General features: G+C 71.0%; 15 protein-coding genes. 2 read left to right on the top strand and 13 right to left on the bottom strand.

Annotated elements, in window-relative coordinates:
- Positions 1-11: 11 nt before the first annotated feature.
- The 4 genes from IM770_RS04990 to IM770_RS04975 form a co-directional block, all read right to left on the bottom strand.
- The gene (locus IM770_RS04990) at positions 12-836 is read right to left on the bottom strand and encodes a DUF1684 domain-containing protein (protein WP_203580037.1); all 825 of its coding nucleotides are present in this window, start codon (positions 834-836) and stop codon (positions 12-14) included.
- A 285-nt stretch (positions 837-1,121) separates the two neighbouring features.
- Positions 1,122-1,460 carry a sugar ABC transporter ATPase gene (locus IM770_RS04985; protein WP_203580036.1) on the bottom strand — a complete coding sequence of 113 codons (339 nt, stop codon included), beginning with the start codon at positions 1,458-1,460 and terminating at the stop codon, positions 1,122-1,124.
- Positions 1,461-1,643: 183 nt separating this feature from the next.
- Positions 1,644-2,936 carry a hypothetical protein gene (locus IM770_RS04980; protein WP_203580035.1) on the bottom strand — a complete coding sequence of 431 codons (1,293 nt, stop codon included), beginning with the start codon at positions 2,934-2,936 and terminating at the stop codon, positions 1,644-1,646.
- Between the two features lie 10 nt (positions 2,937-2,946).
- Positions 2,947-4,560: a hypothetical protein gene (locus IM770_RS04975; RefSeq protein WP_203580034.1), complete on the bottom strand. Its 1,614-nt coding sequence runs from the start codon at positions 4,558-4,560 to the stop codon at positions 2,947-2,949.
- Positions 4,561-4,729: 169 nt separating this feature from the next.
- Here IM770_RS04975 and IM770_RS04970 point away from each other — a divergent pair, with 169 nt between their 5' ends.
- Positions 4,730-5,830, top strand: coding sequence for a DNA polymerase IV (locus tag IM770_RS04970; RefSeq protein ID WP_443673270.1), 1,101 nt, complete (start codon positions 4,730-4,732; stop codon positions 5,828-5,830).
- 12 nt (positions 5,831-5,842) lie between these two features.
- On the opposite strand, the gene IM770_RS04965 is transcribed toward IM770_RS04970, so the two are convergent.
- Positions 5,843-7,480 carry an FAD-dependent oxidoreductase gene (locus IM770_RS04965; protein ID WP_203580033.1) on the bottom strand — a complete coding sequence of 546 codons (1,638 nt, stop codon included), beginning with the start codon at positions 7,478-7,480 and terminating at the stop codon, positions 5,843-5,845.
- Positions 7,481-7,515: 35 nt separating this feature from the next.
- On the bottom strand, positions 7,516-7,860 hold the full coding sequence (locus IM770_RS04960; protein WP_203580032.1) for a UBP-type zinc finger domain-containing protein: 345 nt from the start codon (positions 7,858-7,860) through the stop codon (positions 7,516-7,518).
- 87 nt (positions 7,861-7,947) lie between these two features.
- On the opposite strand from IM770_RS04960, the gene IM770_RS04955 reads away from it, so the two are divergent.
- Entirely contained in the window at positions 7,948-8,733 is a 786-nt protein-coding gene (locus IM770_RS04955) for an MBL fold metallo-hydrolase (RefSeq protein ID WP_239065794.1), read from the top strand.
- On the opposite strand, the gene IM770_RS04950 is transcribed toward IM770_RS04955, so the two are convergent.
- The 7 genes from IM770_RS04950 to IM770_RS04920 all read right to left on the bottom strand — a co-directional run bounded on the left by IM770_RS04950 (position 8,700) and on the right by IM770_RS04920 (position 14,785).
- Positions 8,700-9,551, bottom strand: coding sequence for a DUF6999 family protein (locus tag IM770_RS04950; protein ID WP_203580030.1), 852 nt, complete (start codon positions 9,549-9,551; stop codon positions 8,700-8,702). The genes IM770_RS04955 and IM770_RS04950 overlap by 34 nt on opposite strands.
- Positions 9,552-9,573: 22 nt before the next feature.
- Positions 9,574-10,269 (bottom strand): iron-containing redox enzyme family protein, encoded by a 696-nt coding sequence (locus tag IM770_RS04945; RefSeq protein WP_203580029.1) that lies wholly within the window; start codon positions 10,267-10,269, stop codon positions 9,574-9,576.
- 1 nt (position 10,270) lies between these two features.
- Positions 10,271-11,407 (bottom strand): 3-oxoacyl-[acyl-carrier-protein] synthase III C-terminal domain-containing protein, encoded by a 1,137-nt coding sequence (locus IM770_RS04940; protein WP_203580028.1) that lies wholly within the window; start codon positions 11,405-11,407, stop codon positions 10,271-10,273.
- Positions 11,408-11,476: 69 nt separating this feature from the next.
- Complete coding sequence (locus tag IM770_RS04935) at positions 11,477-12,106, bottom strand: response regulator (RefSeq protein WP_203580027.1); 630 nt, start codon at positions 12,104-12,106, stop codon at positions 11,477-11,479.
- On the bottom strand, positions 12,103-13,323 hold the full coding sequence (locus IM770_RS04930) for a sensor histidine kinase (RefSeq protein ID WP_203580026.1): 1,221 nt from the start codon (positions 13,321-13,323) through the stop codon (positions 12,103-12,105). The genes IM770_RS04935 and IM770_RS04930 overlap by 4 nt, the downstream gene beginning before the upstream one ends.
- Before the next feature lie 2 nt (positions 13,324-13,325).
- Positions 13,326-14,072, bottom strand: a complete 747-nt coding sequence (locus IM770_RS04925) for an ABC transporter permease (RefSeq protein WP_203580025.1) — start codon at positions 14,070-14,072, stop codon at positions 13,326-13,328.
- The gene (locus IM770_RS04920; RefSeq protein ID WP_203580024.1) at positions 14,069-14,785 is read right to left on the bottom strand and encodes an ABC transporter ATP-binding protein; all 717 of its coding nucleotides are present in this window, start codon (positions 14,783-14,785) and stop codon (positions 14,069-14,071) included. The genes IM770_RS04925 and IM770_RS04920 overlap by 4 nt, the downstream gene beginning before the upstream one ends.
- Between the last annotated feature and the right edge of the window lie 48 nt (positions 14,786-14,833).

The following is a 14,833-nucleotide window of genomic DNA, read 5'->3' as shown; positions in this document are numbered from 1 at the left end:
GAGCACCACTCTCAGTCGTGTGCGGTGACGCGCTCCCCGGCCTCGACGCGCACCGCGAGACGGTTGTTCGCCGGCGGCAGCGGGCACACGTAGTGGTCGCTGAACGCGCACGGCGGCAGGTAAGCCCGGTTGAAGTCCACCGTGACCGAGCCGTCGGCTGCCGGGCCGTCGATCGGGAGGAACCGGAAGCGGTACGAATCGACGTTGCTCGTCGCGTCGGCGATCACGGCACTCAGCCCTTGTGCGGGGTCGCCGGTGACGGTGAGCTCGACCGGCGCACCGCCGACCTCGAGCGAGACGGTGCCGACGGCGGCCTCTTCGCGCTCGTAGCCGTCGACGCTCCTGATGACGTTGACCTCGCCCTCGGCGGCGGGGCGGAACAGGCCCGGCAGCACCCACTCCTCGGCGAAGGGGAACGACAGGATGCCGCGCAGCCGGGTACGCCCGGGAGTCTCGGGGTCGAAGACGCGCAACGCCGGCGCGCCCTCGCGACTGATCGCCTTCAGTCGCAGCTGCCCCACATCGAGGTGCTCGCCCGGAGCCAGCACCACGTCGTCGGGCACGACCTCCGATGCGTCCGCGCGAAGTCCGGTCGATGCGTCCGCGCGAAGCCCGGTCGGTGCGTCCGTGCGAAGCCCGGTCGATGCATCCGCGCGAAGCCCGGTGCCCACGACTCGGCCATCCACGGCGCGCCAGACGCCGGGAGCGCCCTCGTACGCCCGGGCCTCCGGGTCCAGCCAGTGCGTGTGCCGCAGCGCGGCGATGCCGTGCTCGGACGACAGGGCTCTCCAGCGCTCGTCGGTGATCGTGTCGGGCGTGCTCGCGGGGCGGCTCATCGGTGTCCTTCGGGCGTCGGGGCGCGGGATCGCCCCTCCATCCCAACAGCTCGCGGGCGCCCTCATTCCCGCCTGGCGTCGTGCGTAGTCGCGCGGCGTCATGCGCGGTCGCGCGGCGTTATGCGTGGTCGCGCGGCGTCACGCGTGGTCGCGCGGCGCGGGCTCACACGGGGCCCGGGCTGAAGGCTGTGTGAACCGGAAGTGCATCAGCCGTTTCGGCAGTTGGCAGGCAGCCGCGAGGGCGGAGACGGCTGCCCCGGCATCCGTCTCCGCCCGCGCGGATCGTCAGTAGTCCTCGGGCGCGAGGTCGCCCTGCCCCTCGTCGCCGAGCTCGGCGATCGTGGGGTCGAGGTCCTGCGTCTCGGGCTGCACCGCCGCGGGCGGCAGATCGGCGCGCGGCACCTCTTCGTCGTCGGCGGGCAGGTGCGCCGGGTCGTCGCCGGTGGCCGTCGCCGGGTCCTCCTCGAACACGTCGGCGTCCGCGCCGGCGGTCCGGTCCCACTCGACCTGGGCCGGATCCCGCGTGGGATCGGGCTCGATCGACGTGTCCTCGTCGCGCAGCGGCTGCACGCCGACCTGGCCGTCCGGCGCTCGGGGGATGTCATCAGGCAGGTTGTCCGACATCGTTCTTCCTCTCTCGCTGACCGCCCACGCTAGGTGCGCCGTGCGGCAGTCGCACGGGGCTTGACGCCTGGCCGGAGGGCCGGGTACATCGAGGCGAACTCTCGTCCCTCGACGTCGGCACCGTCAACGGAAGGGGGACGGATGCCGCGGGCCGCGGCATCCGTCCCCCTCAGGTGACCGGGGTCAGGGCACCACGTCGACGGCGTCGCAGCCGAAGAAGCTCAGCCCATCGGCGGTCGTGCCGCGCACGCACAGCTCCGTGGTGGTCTTGCGCACGGGGATGTCGCGGCCTGCGGCGTGGAGCATCGCGTCACGATCGCCGTCGGCCGTCGTCACGTCTTCGAGGTGCACCCTGCCGTGCCGCTCGGGCACGCCGTCAGCCGACGCGACGAGCGGATCACGGTCGCCGATGCGGACGCTGTCGGCGTCGATCGCGGTGGCGTCGAAGGCGAGCGGCAGCCCGAATTCCCCGGCGGCGGTGGTCAGCACCGCCATCGGGATGCTCGCCTCCTTCACGTTCACCGGATTGCGCGCCGACCCCGGCTTGATGTCGAGCTTCACCGGCACGGCGCAGTCGATCGAGAAGTCGGTCGGGGCCTGATCGTTCGCGGGATCGGGATCGGCGACCTTGGCGAGCACCGGCGCTACGACGGCGGCGATCGTCACGGTGTGGACACCGGGCTCGGTGCAGGTGATGTCGTACGAGCCGGTGTGCTCCCGCGGCACCCCCACGGCGAGCGCGTCGGCATCCCATGTCGCCGAAGCCGGGGCGACGACGACACCCGGGCCCGCGGTGACCGTCTCTTCGACGACCGCGTCGACAGGGCCGTCGGGGCCGAGGTTCTCGACCTCGGTCGCCACCTCGAAGGACGTGGTCGCGCCGACGACGCTGAACCCGACGCCGTCCGCGGCGATCGCCGTGACCGCCAGATCGGCTTCGACGCACTGGGCGTCCTCGGGATGCTCCAGGCAGTACTCCCGCACGGCGGGCGCGAGGTCGATCTCGGCCAGCGTCGTGCCGGCCCGCAGGTCGTTCACCACCATGGTCTCGGCGTCCGCGTCGAACGGCACCGTCAGGATCCCGGGCCCGGGACGGATCACGCGACGCTCTCCCCCGGTCTCGGTCTCCTCGAAGACCCAGCGCGGGTCCCACGCGTCGATGCTGTCGACCAGGTCGCCCGTGTTGCCTTCGAGACGCAGCTCGAGCAGCGCCGGGTCGCCGATGTGCGTGCGTGCCCGCTGCATGCCCACGACCACCGCGGTGGGCGTCGCCGTCGTGGCGCCGAAGTCGGCCTCGACGACGAACGAGCGCGCCGTGTCGTCGTAGTCGTATTCGGGGATCGGGGCGGCCACCGGGTCGGTGTCACTGAACGGATCGGCGTACCCGGTCATGGCGCCGGCGGTCAGCGTCAGAGCCGTCGCTGCGGCCACAGCGCCCGCCACCAGCACGGTGCGGCGCTTCGTCGTGGTGTTCATCGTCGTCTCCTCAGCAGTTTCCGTCGAGGCACTCGGTCAGGAACCAGTCCATCCGCCGGATGTCGCCGGCTCTGGGTGGTCGTCTGTCGCTGTTCATGAGGTCGTCGGGATCGGGCTCGGAGACCCACCACGTCGGCCCGTCGGTCTCGGCGATCGAGCGGCAGTCGGCCGCGGTGCGTCCGAGGTTCGGTGCATCGGCCTCGCACTCGGCCTGCGTGTCGAACATCGTCGGGTTGGGCGTGTTCTCCCAGTAGCCGCCGTCGCAGCAGTACTCGTCGGGCAGTCCGAAGGGCGAGTGGCCCGTCTCGTGCAGCACCGTCCCGAGCGACGTCGGCTCGCTGGTGAACATGCCGTTCGAGGCGCAGTCGCGGAACGTGTTGGCGTGCAGGACGGCACCGGTGTCGGCCCACGAGTAGTCGGTCGCCCAGTTCGCCGGCCCCTGCGGCTGGCACTTCGTCGCGTTGGGGTCGGATGGCGTGGGGGCGGCGACCTCGGAGTCGCCCGTGCCGGTGGCCAGCCAGAAGTTGAAGCCCTGCTGCCGCGCGAGGAAGAAGCCCTCCCCGAAGTGCGCGCCCTGGATCGTGCTCGCCACGGCGGTCTGGAAGGCCGTGTCAGCCGCGCCGGTGAAGTCGTCGCCGTCGGCGATCAGCACCACATCGACCCGGTTCGCGCGCCCACCGGTGAGGAGCACCGGCACCGCGGACCCCTGCTCGGGCGGGCCGACCCGCGTGCGTCGCCAGCCGGTGAAGCTCTCTTCGCCGTTTGTCGCGACCTTGCACGAATAGACGAGGTCACCCGCGTTGACATTGGGCACCGTGAAGGTGGTGGTGGATGCCGTGGTCGCGACCTGGTCCGGTCCGGCCTTGTCGTTCACCCAGATCTCGAGCTGGTCCACCAGGACGGTGCGGTTGACCAGCGGCGGGCCCGATCCCGTGGACGTGTCCTGGATCGTGTCGCCGACGTTGAGCGCAGGGTCCAGCGCTTCGGCGGTGATGGTCACCGTGTCGCCGGGCTGCGGCCACAGCGGCGAGTGCGTGCAGCGCACCAGCGCATCGGACGCCGTCTGCGGCGGCGCGTCGACGTCGGCCTCGACGCGGAAGCGCACGAACACGCTCTCGTCGCCGCCGCCGGTGGTCGTCAGCTGCGAGTCGCACTGCCCGCTCACGTCGCCGGTCACGGTGCAGCCGCCGAGCGTCAGATCGACAGTCAGGTGCAGATCGTCCCCTGGACCCGCGGTGAGGTCGCAGACATCGTCGTCGAAGTTCAGGAAGCCGTCCGAGTCCGAGATCTTGACGACGACGGGCACGGATGTCGTCACGTCGGCGTCGACCACGTGCTCGGCGATCCAGTTGGGCGAGATCTCGTCCTCGTCCTCGATCTCGCCGAAGTTCGTGTCGTTGCCGTCGATCGTGACGCGCGAATAGAAGTCCGAGCCGTCGAACGTGTCGGTACAGCCGCGCTCCTCGACGCGCTCGATGACGACGCGCACGTTGGTCAGGGTCTCGCCGCTCGCGGCGGACGGTATGAGCACGGCGATGGTCGATCCCGCGAGGAGGGCGACGGCCGCTATCGCGACCCGGCTCAGACTGCGGCGGCTTCCCGGCCGCGCCGGTGTGGGTTCCATCGAAGGCTCCTCTGCTCGTCGATGTGACGGTGCTCGTCCGAAGAGGGGACGACGTGACGCAGTGATACATGTCGGGTCGCGCCGAGGGGGCGCCGGTCGCCGCGAACCGCGCGCACGTCGGACGCCGGGCATACGCTCGTCTCATGCGCCGGACAGCGAGGGCGAGCGGGTGAGCGACAGCGCGGTGAGGCAGGGATTCGCGCGGCGGCAGTGGGTGCTCCACGTCGACCTCGACCAGTTCATCGCGGCCGTCGAGATCCTGCGCAACCCCGAGCTCGCCGGCAAGCCGGTGATCGTCGGTGGCCGCGGCGATCCCACCGAGCGCGCAGTCGTGTCGACGGCGTCGTACGAGGCGCGCGAGTACGGCGTCGGCTCGGGCATGCCGCTGCGCATCGCCGCGAGGAAGATTCCGGATGCCGTCATCCTGCCGGTCGACGCACCCGCCTACCTCGCCGCGTCTGAAGAGGTCATGGGCGCGCTGCGCGAGCAGCCGGGCGCCGTCGTGCAGGTGATCGGCTGGGACGAGGCGTTCGTCGGCGTGTCGACGGACGACCCGGAAGCCTACGCGCGACGCACGCAGGCCGCCGTGCTGGAACGCACCGGGTTGCACTGCAGCATCGGGATCGGCGACACCCTCGTGCGCGCCAAGAACGCGACCGACTTCGGCAAGCCCCGCGGCACCTTCCGCCTGACGGCCGAGAACTGGCTGGAGGTCATGGGCGACAAGCCGACCATCGCTCTGTGGGGCGTCGGCTCGAAGATCTCGAAGCGGCTCGCGCTCCTGGGCATCGACACGGTCGCACAACTCGCCGTCGGCGATGCCGACGCGCTGACCGCCGAGTTCGGCCCGAAGATGGGTCTCTGGTATCGGCAGCTCGGTCGTGGCGACGGCAGTGCCGTCGTCGACGACACCCCGTGGGTCGCGCGCGGGCACAGCAAGGAGACGACCTTCCAGACGAACATCGTCGACCCCGCCGACATCGAGGCGGCCGCCCGCCACCTCCTCGACCAGGTGCTCGACGAGGTCGCCGCCGACGATCGCCCGGTCGTCGGTCTCGGCCTCAAGGTGCGCTACGCGCCCTTCCTCACCAAGACGTTCACCAAGAAGATCCCGTCGACCTCCGATCGCGCCGTCGTCGTCGAGCGCGCCCTCGAGCTCGTGGCCAAGATCGAGCCGGGCCGGCCGCTCCGGCTGCTCGGAGTCCGCGCCGAGATGGCCATGCCCGATGACGCCCGCGATGACCACACGCCGACGCGCGGCGGCTGGTGACCGCGCCGCGGCTCAGCGGAGGTCGGCGAGCGCGCGGTGGACGGATGCCACGGCGCTCGAGCCCTCGCCCACGGCGGCGGCGACGCGCTTCATCGAACCGCGTCGCACGTCGCCGGCGGCGAAGATGCGGGGTACCGAGGTCTCGAAGGGCAGCGGCTCGCGGCCCAAGCCCTGCCAGCGCGCGAGGGACTGCACCGACACATCGGTGCCGGTGCGCAGGAACCCGTCGGCGTCGCGGTCGAGCTCCGCGAGCCACGACGTCGCGGGTTCCGCGCCGATGAAGCAGAAGAGCCCGCGCGCGGCGACCTGCCCGACCGAGTCGATGCTGACGCCGTCGAGGGCCGCGTCGCCGCTCAGGCCGACGACCCGCGATCCGGTGTGCACGGTGATCCGCGGGTCCTCGAGAAGCCGGTCGACGAGGTACGACGACATCCGGGTGCCGAGGTCGGCGCCGCGCACGACCAGGTGCACGGGGCATCCGTTCGCCGCGAGGTACAGCGACGCCTGCCCGGCGGAGTTCGCGCCACCCACCACCACGACCGGCGACTCCAGCACCTGGCGGAGCTCGAGCGGCGTGGCTGCGTAGTAGATGCCGGCACCCTCGAACTCGCTCCAGCGGTCGAGATCGAGCGTGCGATACGCGGCGCCCGAGGTGACGATGACCGTTCGGGTGCGGATGACCCGCCCGTCGGTCAGGGCGATGTCGATGTGGTCGCCGGCGGGGCGCAGATCCACGGCCTCGCAGGGCGCGTAGACGCGCACGCCGAACTTGAGCGCCTGCAGCGACGCCTGCCCGATGAGATCGCCGCCGCTCACGCCGAACGGGAACCCGAGGAAGTTCTCGATGCGCGAGGTCGCGGCGGCCTGTCCGCCCGGTGCGACGGCATCCAGCAGCACCGTGCTCAACCCCTCGGACGCACCGTAGATCGCGGCGGCCAGTCCCGCGGGACCGCCGCCCACCACGACGAGATCCACCACCTCGTCGGCGGTGGCCTGGTAGCTCAGCCCCAGGCGGTCGGCGACCTGGCCGGGTGTCGCGCGGCGCAGGGGCTCCCCCTGGATGAAGGCCACGGGCAGGTCGTCGAGGGCGATGCCGTGCTCGCCGAGCTGACCGAGGTCGCCGGGTGCCAGCTCGATCGCGGTGTGGACGAGGTCGAGCCGCTCGGCGAAGCGCCGCAGCGCCAGGAAGTCGCGGGACGACCGGGGTCCGACGAGCTTGAGCGTGAGCGCGGCGGGGCCGCTCCGGAGGATCTCGCGACGCGCCCAGAGGGCGTGGAGCACGAGGTCGCAGAGCTCGTCGTCCTCGGCCATCAGCAGCCGCAGTTGCGCGCGGCTGACACGCAGCATCCGGCCCGCGCGGGAGGCCCGGGCCGACAGGAACGCCCCCTGCCCGTTGAGCAGGCCGAGCTCGCCGACGAAGCTGCGCGGACCCATCCGGCCGATCGGGGTCTCGTCGACCCAGCCGAAGGCGACGCGGACGAGCTCGATCTCCCCGGTGTCGACCAGGATCAGGTCGTAGTCCAGATCGCCGGCCTGGAAGAGGTACTCGCCCTCCGCGACGTCGTGCGGCTCTCCGAAGGCGAGCAGGCGCTCCCACTGCGCATCGGTGAGGGACGGCTTCATCATCCGCTCGATCTCGTGCTGTTTCATCGAACCATCTCGCGATCACTCATCGACGCGGGACCTCAGTGGATCAGCGCGCGCCAGTCGGCCGGCACCCGCCCGGCCGGACCCGGCACCGGCTGCGTCGCCGGACGGGACTCGGGCGGCGCGAGCGCAGGACCGTCGACGTAATCGCCGTCGACGTAGTCCCAGAACCACTCCTCCCCCGGTTCGAAGCTGCGGACGTACCGGTGCCCACTCGAGCGGAAGTGCGCGGTCGCGTGCTGTCCCGGCGAGGTGTCGCAGCACCGGACCAGTCCGCAGACGGCGCAGCGCCGCAGGTGCACCCACCACCCGCCGAGGTCGTCGCAGTCGGCGCAGCCCTCGCCCGAGGGCGGCACGGTGGGGTCGATGTCGTCCAGGCTCATCGCGCCTGCCTCTCGTCGCACGCGTTCCGTCGGTGCGATGCTAGTGCCACAGCGGAACAGCGGGACCGGCAGACGGGAGTGCGCGAGATGATCGAGGTTGCGGAGGGCGTGCTCGTCGCGACCAGCCGCGCGATGTCGACGACCTCGACGGTGCTCTGCGGTGCCGGCGAGGCGCTGCTGATCGATCCGGCGTGGCGGCCGGACGAGCTCGATGCCCTGGCCGACGAACTGGAGGCTCGCGGGCTCCGCGTCGTCGGGGGCTTCGCCACCCACGCGCATCACGATCATCTGCTGTGGCACCCGCGCTTCGGCGCGCCACCACGGTGGGCGTCGACGACGACGGCCGTGCTGGCCCGTGACGAGCGCGCCACCCTCGTCGCCCAGCTGGGCGGGGACTTCCCGCCCGCACTGGTCGATCTCATGGGGCGCGTCGAGGGGACGGATGCCGCGATCCCGGGGTCGTCGGTTCCTCACGGCTTCGCGCCCGAGCTCGTCGTCCACGACGGCCACGCGCCCGGCCACACCGCGGTGTGGCTGCCCGAGCAGCGGGTGCTGATCGCCGGCGACATGCTCAGCGACATCGAGCTGCCACTCCCCTTCTATCCCGACGACCTGCCCTCGTACCTCGCGGCTCTCGATCTTCTCGAGCCGTACGTCGCGCAGGCGGCGGTGGTGATCCCGGGGCACGGGACGCCGGGATCGGATCCCGGGGCACGGCTCACCGCAGACCGGCGCTACCTCGCCGCCGTCATGGCCGGCCACGTGCCGGACGACCCCCGCCTGGCGAATCCGGGGATGCGCGAGGAGTACGAGCACCTCCGCCGCATGGTGGTGCCGACTCAGTCGAATTCCGCCGCCGTCTCGCGCGGATAGGTCCCGCCGGCCAGCTTGACCAGATGGGCGTGGGCGTACTCGCACACCAGCGCGTGACGGTACACCATGCGCGGAACATCGACGTTCGAGTCCATCCACAGGCTCATGCCGGCGAGCTTCCAGTGACGGAAGGTGTCGTCGCCGGTGACGAGGGCGAGGATCTCCAGGAACGAATCGTCGAACCGGATCGAGTGGACCGCGCGGCGGTACTCCTCCACCGTCAGCGCCATCGAGAACGGGATGTTCATGAAGCACAGCGCCGTCTGGATGTCGAGCCGCAGGTAGCGCCGACGACCTCGCTCGGCATCGAGCGGCGGGATGTCGAGCTGCGCGAAGTCGAGCACCTCGGGCCGGGTGAGCGGGACGCCGTCCAGCGCGATGAGAACGTCGTACACGTTGACGTCGTGCTCGACCACGGCGGAATCGCCCAACCCGGAGAGGGTCTCGGGCCGGAGCGTGACGGGTGCCATGTCGACCGGGGTGTTGCGGATGATGAAGTTCACGAGGTTCGTCTCGACCACGAAGTGGCGGATCAGCAGCTCGACCGCCCCCGGCGCGACGAACCGCCGCAGAAACCAGACGCACAGCGCGTCCATCGTGCGCAGCGGCATCCAGCGGAACGGGAGCACGCGCTTGATGATGGAGATGATCGCGACCAGGACGCGCGAGACGATGCGCGCGATCGGATAGAGCCAGCGTCGTGACAGCCGCCGCTGGTCGTTGATGATCTGCCGGACCACCGCGCGATCCAGCGGAACGGAGGGGTCGGCGTACACCGCCTCCCACATGCTGGGGTCGGAGCGCACGAACTCCGGCATGCTCGGCCGAGGCGCCGCCATATCAGCGGTCCAGTTCCTCGAGCTGCAGCGCGTAGAGGCGTGCGACCACCTGCGCGCAGCGGACGATCTCGTCGGCGTCGCGCTCGCCGATGATCCCCGACGTCAGGATCGCCTCGAGATCGCCGGTGTGCGCGCTGTCGGCGTCCTGGTGGTAGCGCATGAAGTGCACCTGGTTGTCGGCCAGGCCGAGCACCTCCTGGAACCTGGCCGCCCAGCCGGCGGCGCGCTTCGCGCCCAGGCCCTCGATGATGAACATCGCGCCGAGCAGCCCGACCGGGTTCGGCTGCGCGGCGTAGTGGAACATGTATCCCGACAGCGCTTCCGACCCGACGTTCTTGCGACCGGCGCGCAGCTCGTCGAGCGATCCGCCGATGGCGACGTAGTCGCGCTCGAGCATCAGGTAGTCCCGATGCTCCTCTTCGGCGTGGTGGATCGCCGCCGCGCGCAGCTCGAAGTGGTCGATGTCGAAGCTGGAGGCCGCCCGCGAGATCCACGGCGACCCGTCGACGACCTGCTGTCGCAGATTGAACAGCAGCCGCTCGTAGTCGTGGAGGGTCACGTCGCCGTCGGCCAGCCGACGCAGCAGCGGCACGTCGGCGAGGCGCTCCTCCAGCTCGACCCACACGCCGGCGAGGCGTTCGAACAGGTCCGCGGCATCCTCCGACGAAGCGGCGGCGGTCGTGGCGGTGGTCGTCATGTCATGCTCCTTGCTGTGCGGGCGGGCCGACCACCGTGAGGTGGGCGAAGGCGAATGAGAAGCGTCCCGACTCGGGCACCGCCAGCAGCACCGTCTCGCCGACGGCGAACCGGCCGGTGCGCCAGGCCTCTTCGAGGGCGATGAAGATGCTCGCCGAGCCGGTGTTGCCGCGGGTCTCGAGGTTCGAGAACCAGCGGTCGGTGTCGAGCGTCGGAATGCGCCGTCGCAGCGCGTCGAAGGCGACGTCGCGGAACACGTTCGTGCTGTAGTGGCACACGACGTGGTCGAGATGCCGGACGTCCACGAGCCCGATGTCGACGAGCTCCTCGAACTGCCGGATGCCGGCATCCGCGAGGTCGTCGAGCATGCCGACGTCCTGCCGGAGGAGGAACATGCCGGCCGCCTCGGCATCGTCGATGTCGAGATCCTGCCAGGTGCCGCCGACGACCGGCTCGGCACCGACCATGCCGGCCCGCATGCAGACGTCGTGCTCGTGGGCGAGGGACACGTGCCGCACCCAGTCGACCCGCAACGACGGCTTGCTCGGGTGCGGCTGGAACTCGACCACGACCGCGCCGGCGCCGTCCGAGAGCATCCAGCGCAGGAAGTGGGAGTCCATGCCCGCACGGATGCCGTCATAGCGGCGTTGCCGCAGGCTCCGGCTCGCGAGCTCGGAGCCGACGACGGCGGCGCGCGGGTGATCGCCGAGCCGGATCTTGCTCACCGCCGCATCGAGGGCCGCGAGACTCGACGCGCACACCCCGGACGCCGACAGCAGCTGCATCGGGCCCCCGCCGAGGCGTCCGTGGACCATGGAGGCGAACCCCGGAACGAGCACATCGCCCATCGTCGTCGCGCACGCCAGCATGCGGAGGTCGTCCGCGGTGATGCCGCGGTCGTCGAGGGCGGCGCGGAGCGCCTTGACCGCGAGCTCTTCGTTGAGCTCGGTCGGCTCGCCGTGCGCGTCGAGCGCGTAATGGCGCTGACGAATGCCGTTGGACTCGAGGATGCGGCGTCTGATGCGGTCGGTGACCGGATCCTCGCCGCCGAGGCGCGTCACGATCGCGTCGTTGTCGACCGGCTCCCCCGGCAGGTAGGACCCGAACCCCGTCAGATAGGCGTGCGCCGTCGTCCCCATGGTGATGAGACTAGGCCAGTCCGCCCCGCGCCCGGAGGGGCTTTCTCCCCGTCCCCGGGGCAGCGAGAGTCAGTGGAGCAGACCGCGCTGAAACCCGACCGCCACCGCGGCCGCGCGGTCCGCAGCGCCGAGCTTCGCGTAGATGTGGAGCAGGTGCGTCTTGACCGTCGCCTCGCTGAGGAACAGGGCGGACGCGATGTCGCGATTGGTCGTCCCCTGCGCCACGAGCCGCAGCACCTCGAGCTCCCGATCGCTGAGGGCGGGCTCGGGCTCGCGGAGCCGACCCATCAGACGACTCGTGACCGCCGGCGCCAGCACCGCTTCCCCGCGCGCCGCGGCCTCGACCGACCGCAGCAGATCCTCCGTCGCGACGTCCTTCAAGAGGTATCCGGTCGCGCCCGCCTCGATGGCGGGCAGCACCTCCGCCTCCGTGTCGAACGTCGTCAGCACGACGACCCTTGCCTGCGAGCCGGATTCGGCGAGGCGGCGGATCGCGGCGACGCCGTCGAGGCGCGGCATCCGCAGATCCATCAGGATGACATCCGGCTCCAGCACGAGCGCGAGATCGACCGCTCGTGCGCCGTCGCCGGCCTCGGCGACGACCTCGATGCCCGTCGTTCCTTCGAACATGCCGCGCAGCCCGTCGCGGACGATGGGGTGGTCGTCGACGATCATGACGCGGATGGCGGAGCCCGTCATGCGCTGTCCCGTGAGAGCGCCGGAAGCGTCGCCGAGACGGCGGTGCCCGCGCCGGGAGCGGATTCGATCGCCAGCGACCCGTCCACGCGGGCCGCGCGCTCGCGCATCGAGGTGAGTCCGAACCCGCCTGGGCTCGCGCCTGCCGCCGGGTCGAAGCCGGTGCCGTCGTCGCGGATGTCGATCGACACCAGATCACCCATGTACGACAGGGTGACGCCCGCTCTCGTCGCGTGAGCGTGCTTGGCCGCATTCGCAAGCGCCTCCTGCGCCACGCGGAGGAGGGTCGTCTCGACCTCCGGGTGCAGCGGCTGCGCGTTGCCCGTGGTCTGGACGATCGCGCGCACGCCGCTGCGCTCGCTCCACTCGGCCGCGAGCGTGGTGATGGCGTCCGGCAGTCGCGCGGCATCCAGCATCCGCGGCCCGATCGCCCGCACCGACCGACGCGCCTCATCGAGTCCCCCGCGGGCAAGCGACATCGCCAGGTCGAGGTGGTGGCGCGCGGCGGGCTCATCGCGGCGATCGCCGGCTCTCTCCGCCGCCTGCAGCTGCGTGATGATGCCCGTGAAGCTCTGCGCGAGCGTGTCGTGGATGTCCATCGCGATCCGCTCCCGCTCGTCGCGCGCCCCGCTCTCCCGCGCCTGCTGGACGAGCCGCTGCTGCAGCTCCTCGTTCTCGCGCAGCGTGGCCTCGAGCTGCGCGATGATCCCCGTGCGCTCGCGCGCCCGCTCGGCGGTGACGTCGCCGAACAGGCAGAACAGCACCACCAGCATGACGAGCGCGCCGATCACGAGGGCGTACACGAGCGCGCCCAGGGGTGTGAAGGGGATCACGTTTCTGAGGAGTGGCGTCAGCGTGACCACCGCGGTGGCGGCGATCCCGACGACCCGCCATGCCCCTCGCAGGACGTGCCACGACTGCAGGTAGCCGACGAAGCCGAAGAACGCCGCGAACCACGGGTCTCGGAAGGCCAGGACACCGATGAACCCGATGAGACCCCAGACGTAGAGCGGTCCCGGCGGTCGGACGCTCGAGAGGAGCCACATCCACAGCGCCGCCAGCAGCGCGAGCCCGAGCGTCACCACACGCTCGTCCCAGGACTGCGGCCCCGCGATCAGCGACAACGCCGTCGACAGCAGCAGCATGACGTAGGGGACGACCGTCACCGCCCGCTCCAGCTGCTGCTCGAAGGCGACCAGTCTCGCGTCTTGCTGGTCCATCGTCACTCCCAGCGGAAGAGCTTGGCCGCCACCAGGCTGAGCACCACTGCGTATGCGGCCATCAGACCCAGCGGCGCGAGTTCGAGCGACTGCCCCAGCCAGACCTGTTGCAATGCCTGGCGGAACGCGCCCAGAGGGGTGAGCTCCCCGATGCGCACCATGGTAGCGGGCATCAGCGCGACAGGCTGCAGGAGCCCGGCCAGGTACGCGAGCGGGAAATACAGGAGCACTCCGATGCCGTTCGCGGCCATGCCGCTCGGCGCCACCGCGGCGATGACGAGCCCGATCGAGAACATCGACAGGATGCCGAGGGCGTAGACGACCAGGAACGCGACGGGGTCGGCGGGGAGCGATGCCCCGAGGGCGAGCCCCGCCACGGCGATGAGGATCAGGCCGGTCAGCAGCGCGACCACGGTCTGCAGCACCAGCTGCACGACGAGGATGATTCCCGGCCGCACCGGCGTCGTCGACAGCCGGCGCAGGATGCCCTTCTCGCGGTAGGACGCCAGGGTCGTCGGCATCAGGTAGAGCGCCACCAGCGCGACCGAGATGGCCAGGGTCATCGGGAGGAGCGTCGTGTCGCCCTGGCCGATCGACGTGCCGAACACGATCAGGATGAACACCGGGATCACGAACGTGAAGAGGGCTCCCGGTTCCCGCGTCAGCAGCTTCGTCTCGACGATGGTGAGCTGCGCGGTGGCCGTGTCGCGCGGACTCCGGCGGTCGGCTCGGGCCAGATTCGAGCTCATGATTCGATCCCTCCGGTGAGCTTCTCGAACGCCCCGTCGAGCGTGCGAGCGTCGACCCGCGCCGCGAGCGCCGCCGGCGTGTCCACCGCGACCACCCGCCCCTGACTCAGGACGGCGACCCGATCGCAGAGCGCCTCGATCTCTTCCATGAAGTGGCTGATGAGCACGACCGTGACCCCGCTGTCGCGCACCCGCCGCACGATCGACAGCGTCTCCCGCCGCGCACCCGGATCCAGTCCGGTGGTGAGCTCGTCGAGCACCACGAGATCCGGGTCGCCGACCAGGGCGAGGGCGATGAAAAGCCGCTGCTTCTGCCCGCCGGACAGCTTGCCGACGCGCCTGCCGGCAAGCTCCGCGAGCCCCCACGTCCGCATGACGGTGGGCCAGTCAGCGGGCGCGCGGTAGAACGAGGCATACAGCTTCAGGGCTTCGGCGACCTTCAGGTTGTCGGGCAGCTGGGTGTGCTGCAGCTGCACCCCGAGTGACTCGTTGAGCCGGCGCCGCTCGGCGCGCGGATCCAGCCCGAGCACGCGAACCGACCCGGCGTCGGGCGCTCTCAGCCCTTCGATGATCTCCACGAGCGTGGTCTTGCCCGCGCCGTTCGGGCCCATGATCCCGAAGACCTCGCCCGCGTCGACAGACAGCGTCACGTCGGCGAGCGCGCTGCGCCCGGCGTACGACTTGCTGACCTCTGAGACCTCGATGATCGCCATGACGTCAGCTTCGCGGCATCCGTTCCCCCGCGGATCGACCGCGAAGGC

Source organism: Microbacterium hibisci, from assembly GCF_015278255.1.
Lineage (GTDB): Bacteria > Actinomycetota > Actinomycetes > Actinomycetales > Microbacteriaceae > Microbacterium > Microbacterium hibisci.
Note: the sequence above shows the minus strand (reverse complement) of the source record. Positions and strands in the feature narration are given on the sequence as shown.

Excerpts from the sequence above, each read along its gene's own strand:
- IM770_RS04985 (WP_203580036.1), bottom strand. The coding sequence starts at position 1,460 with ATGTCGGACAACCTGCCTGATGACATCCCCCGAGCGCCGGACGGCCAG.
- IM770_RS04990 (WP_203580037.1), bottom strand. The coding sequence starts at position 836 with ATGAGCCGCCCCGCGAGCACGCCCGACACGATCACCGACGAGCGCTGG.
- IM770_RS04945 (WP_203580029.1), bottom strand. The coding sequence starts at position 10,269 with ATGACGACCACCGCCACGACCGCCGCCGCTTCGTCGGAGGATGCCGCG.
- IM770_RS04955 (WP_239065794.1), top strand. The coding sequence starts at position 7,948 with ATGATCGAGGTTGCGGAGGGCGTGCTCGTCGCGACCAGCCGCGCGATG.
- IM770_RS04975 (WP_203580034.1), bottom strand. The coding sequence starts at position 4,560 with ATGGAACCCACACCGGCGCGGCCGGGAAGCCGCCGCAGTCTGAGCCGG.
- IM770_RS04920 (WP_203580024.1), bottom strand. The coding sequence starts at position 14,785 with ATGGCGATCATCGAGGTCTCAGAGGTCAGCAAGTCGTACGCCGGGCGC.
- IM770_RS04930 (WP_203580026.1), bottom strand. The coding sequence starts at position 13,323 with ATGGACCAGCAAGACGCGAGACTGGTCGCCTTCGAGCAGCAGCTGGAG.
- IM770_RS04980 (WP_203580035.1), bottom strand. The coding sequence starts at position 2,936 with ATGAACACCACGACGAAGCGCCGCACCGTGCTGGTGGCGGGCGCTGTG.
- IM770_RS04940 (WP_203580028.1), bottom strand. The coding sequence starts at position 11,407 with ATGGGGACGACGGCGCACGCCTATCTGACGGGGTTCGGGTCCTACCTG.
- IM770_RS04960 (WP_203580032.1), bottom strand. The coding sequence starts at position 7,860 with ATGAGCCTGGACGACATCGACCCCACCGTGCCGCCCTCGGGCGAGGGC.
- IM770_RS04965 (WP_203580033.1), bottom strand. The coding sequence starts at position 7,480 with ATGAAACAGCACGAGATCGAGCGGATGATGAAGCCGTCCCTCACCGAT.
- IM770_RS04950 (WP_203580030.1), bottom strand. The coding sequence starts at position 9,551 with ATGCCGGAGTTCGTGCGCTCCGACCCCAGCATGTGGGAGGCGGTGTAC.
- IM770_RS04935 (WP_203580027.1), bottom strand. The coding sequence starts at position 12,106 with ATGACGGGCTCCGCCATCCGCGTCATGATCGTCGACGACCACCCCATC.
- IM770_RS04925 (WP_203580025.1), bottom strand. The coding sequence starts at position 14,072 with ATGAGCTCGAATCTGGCCCGAGCCGACCGCCGGAGTCCGCGCGACACG.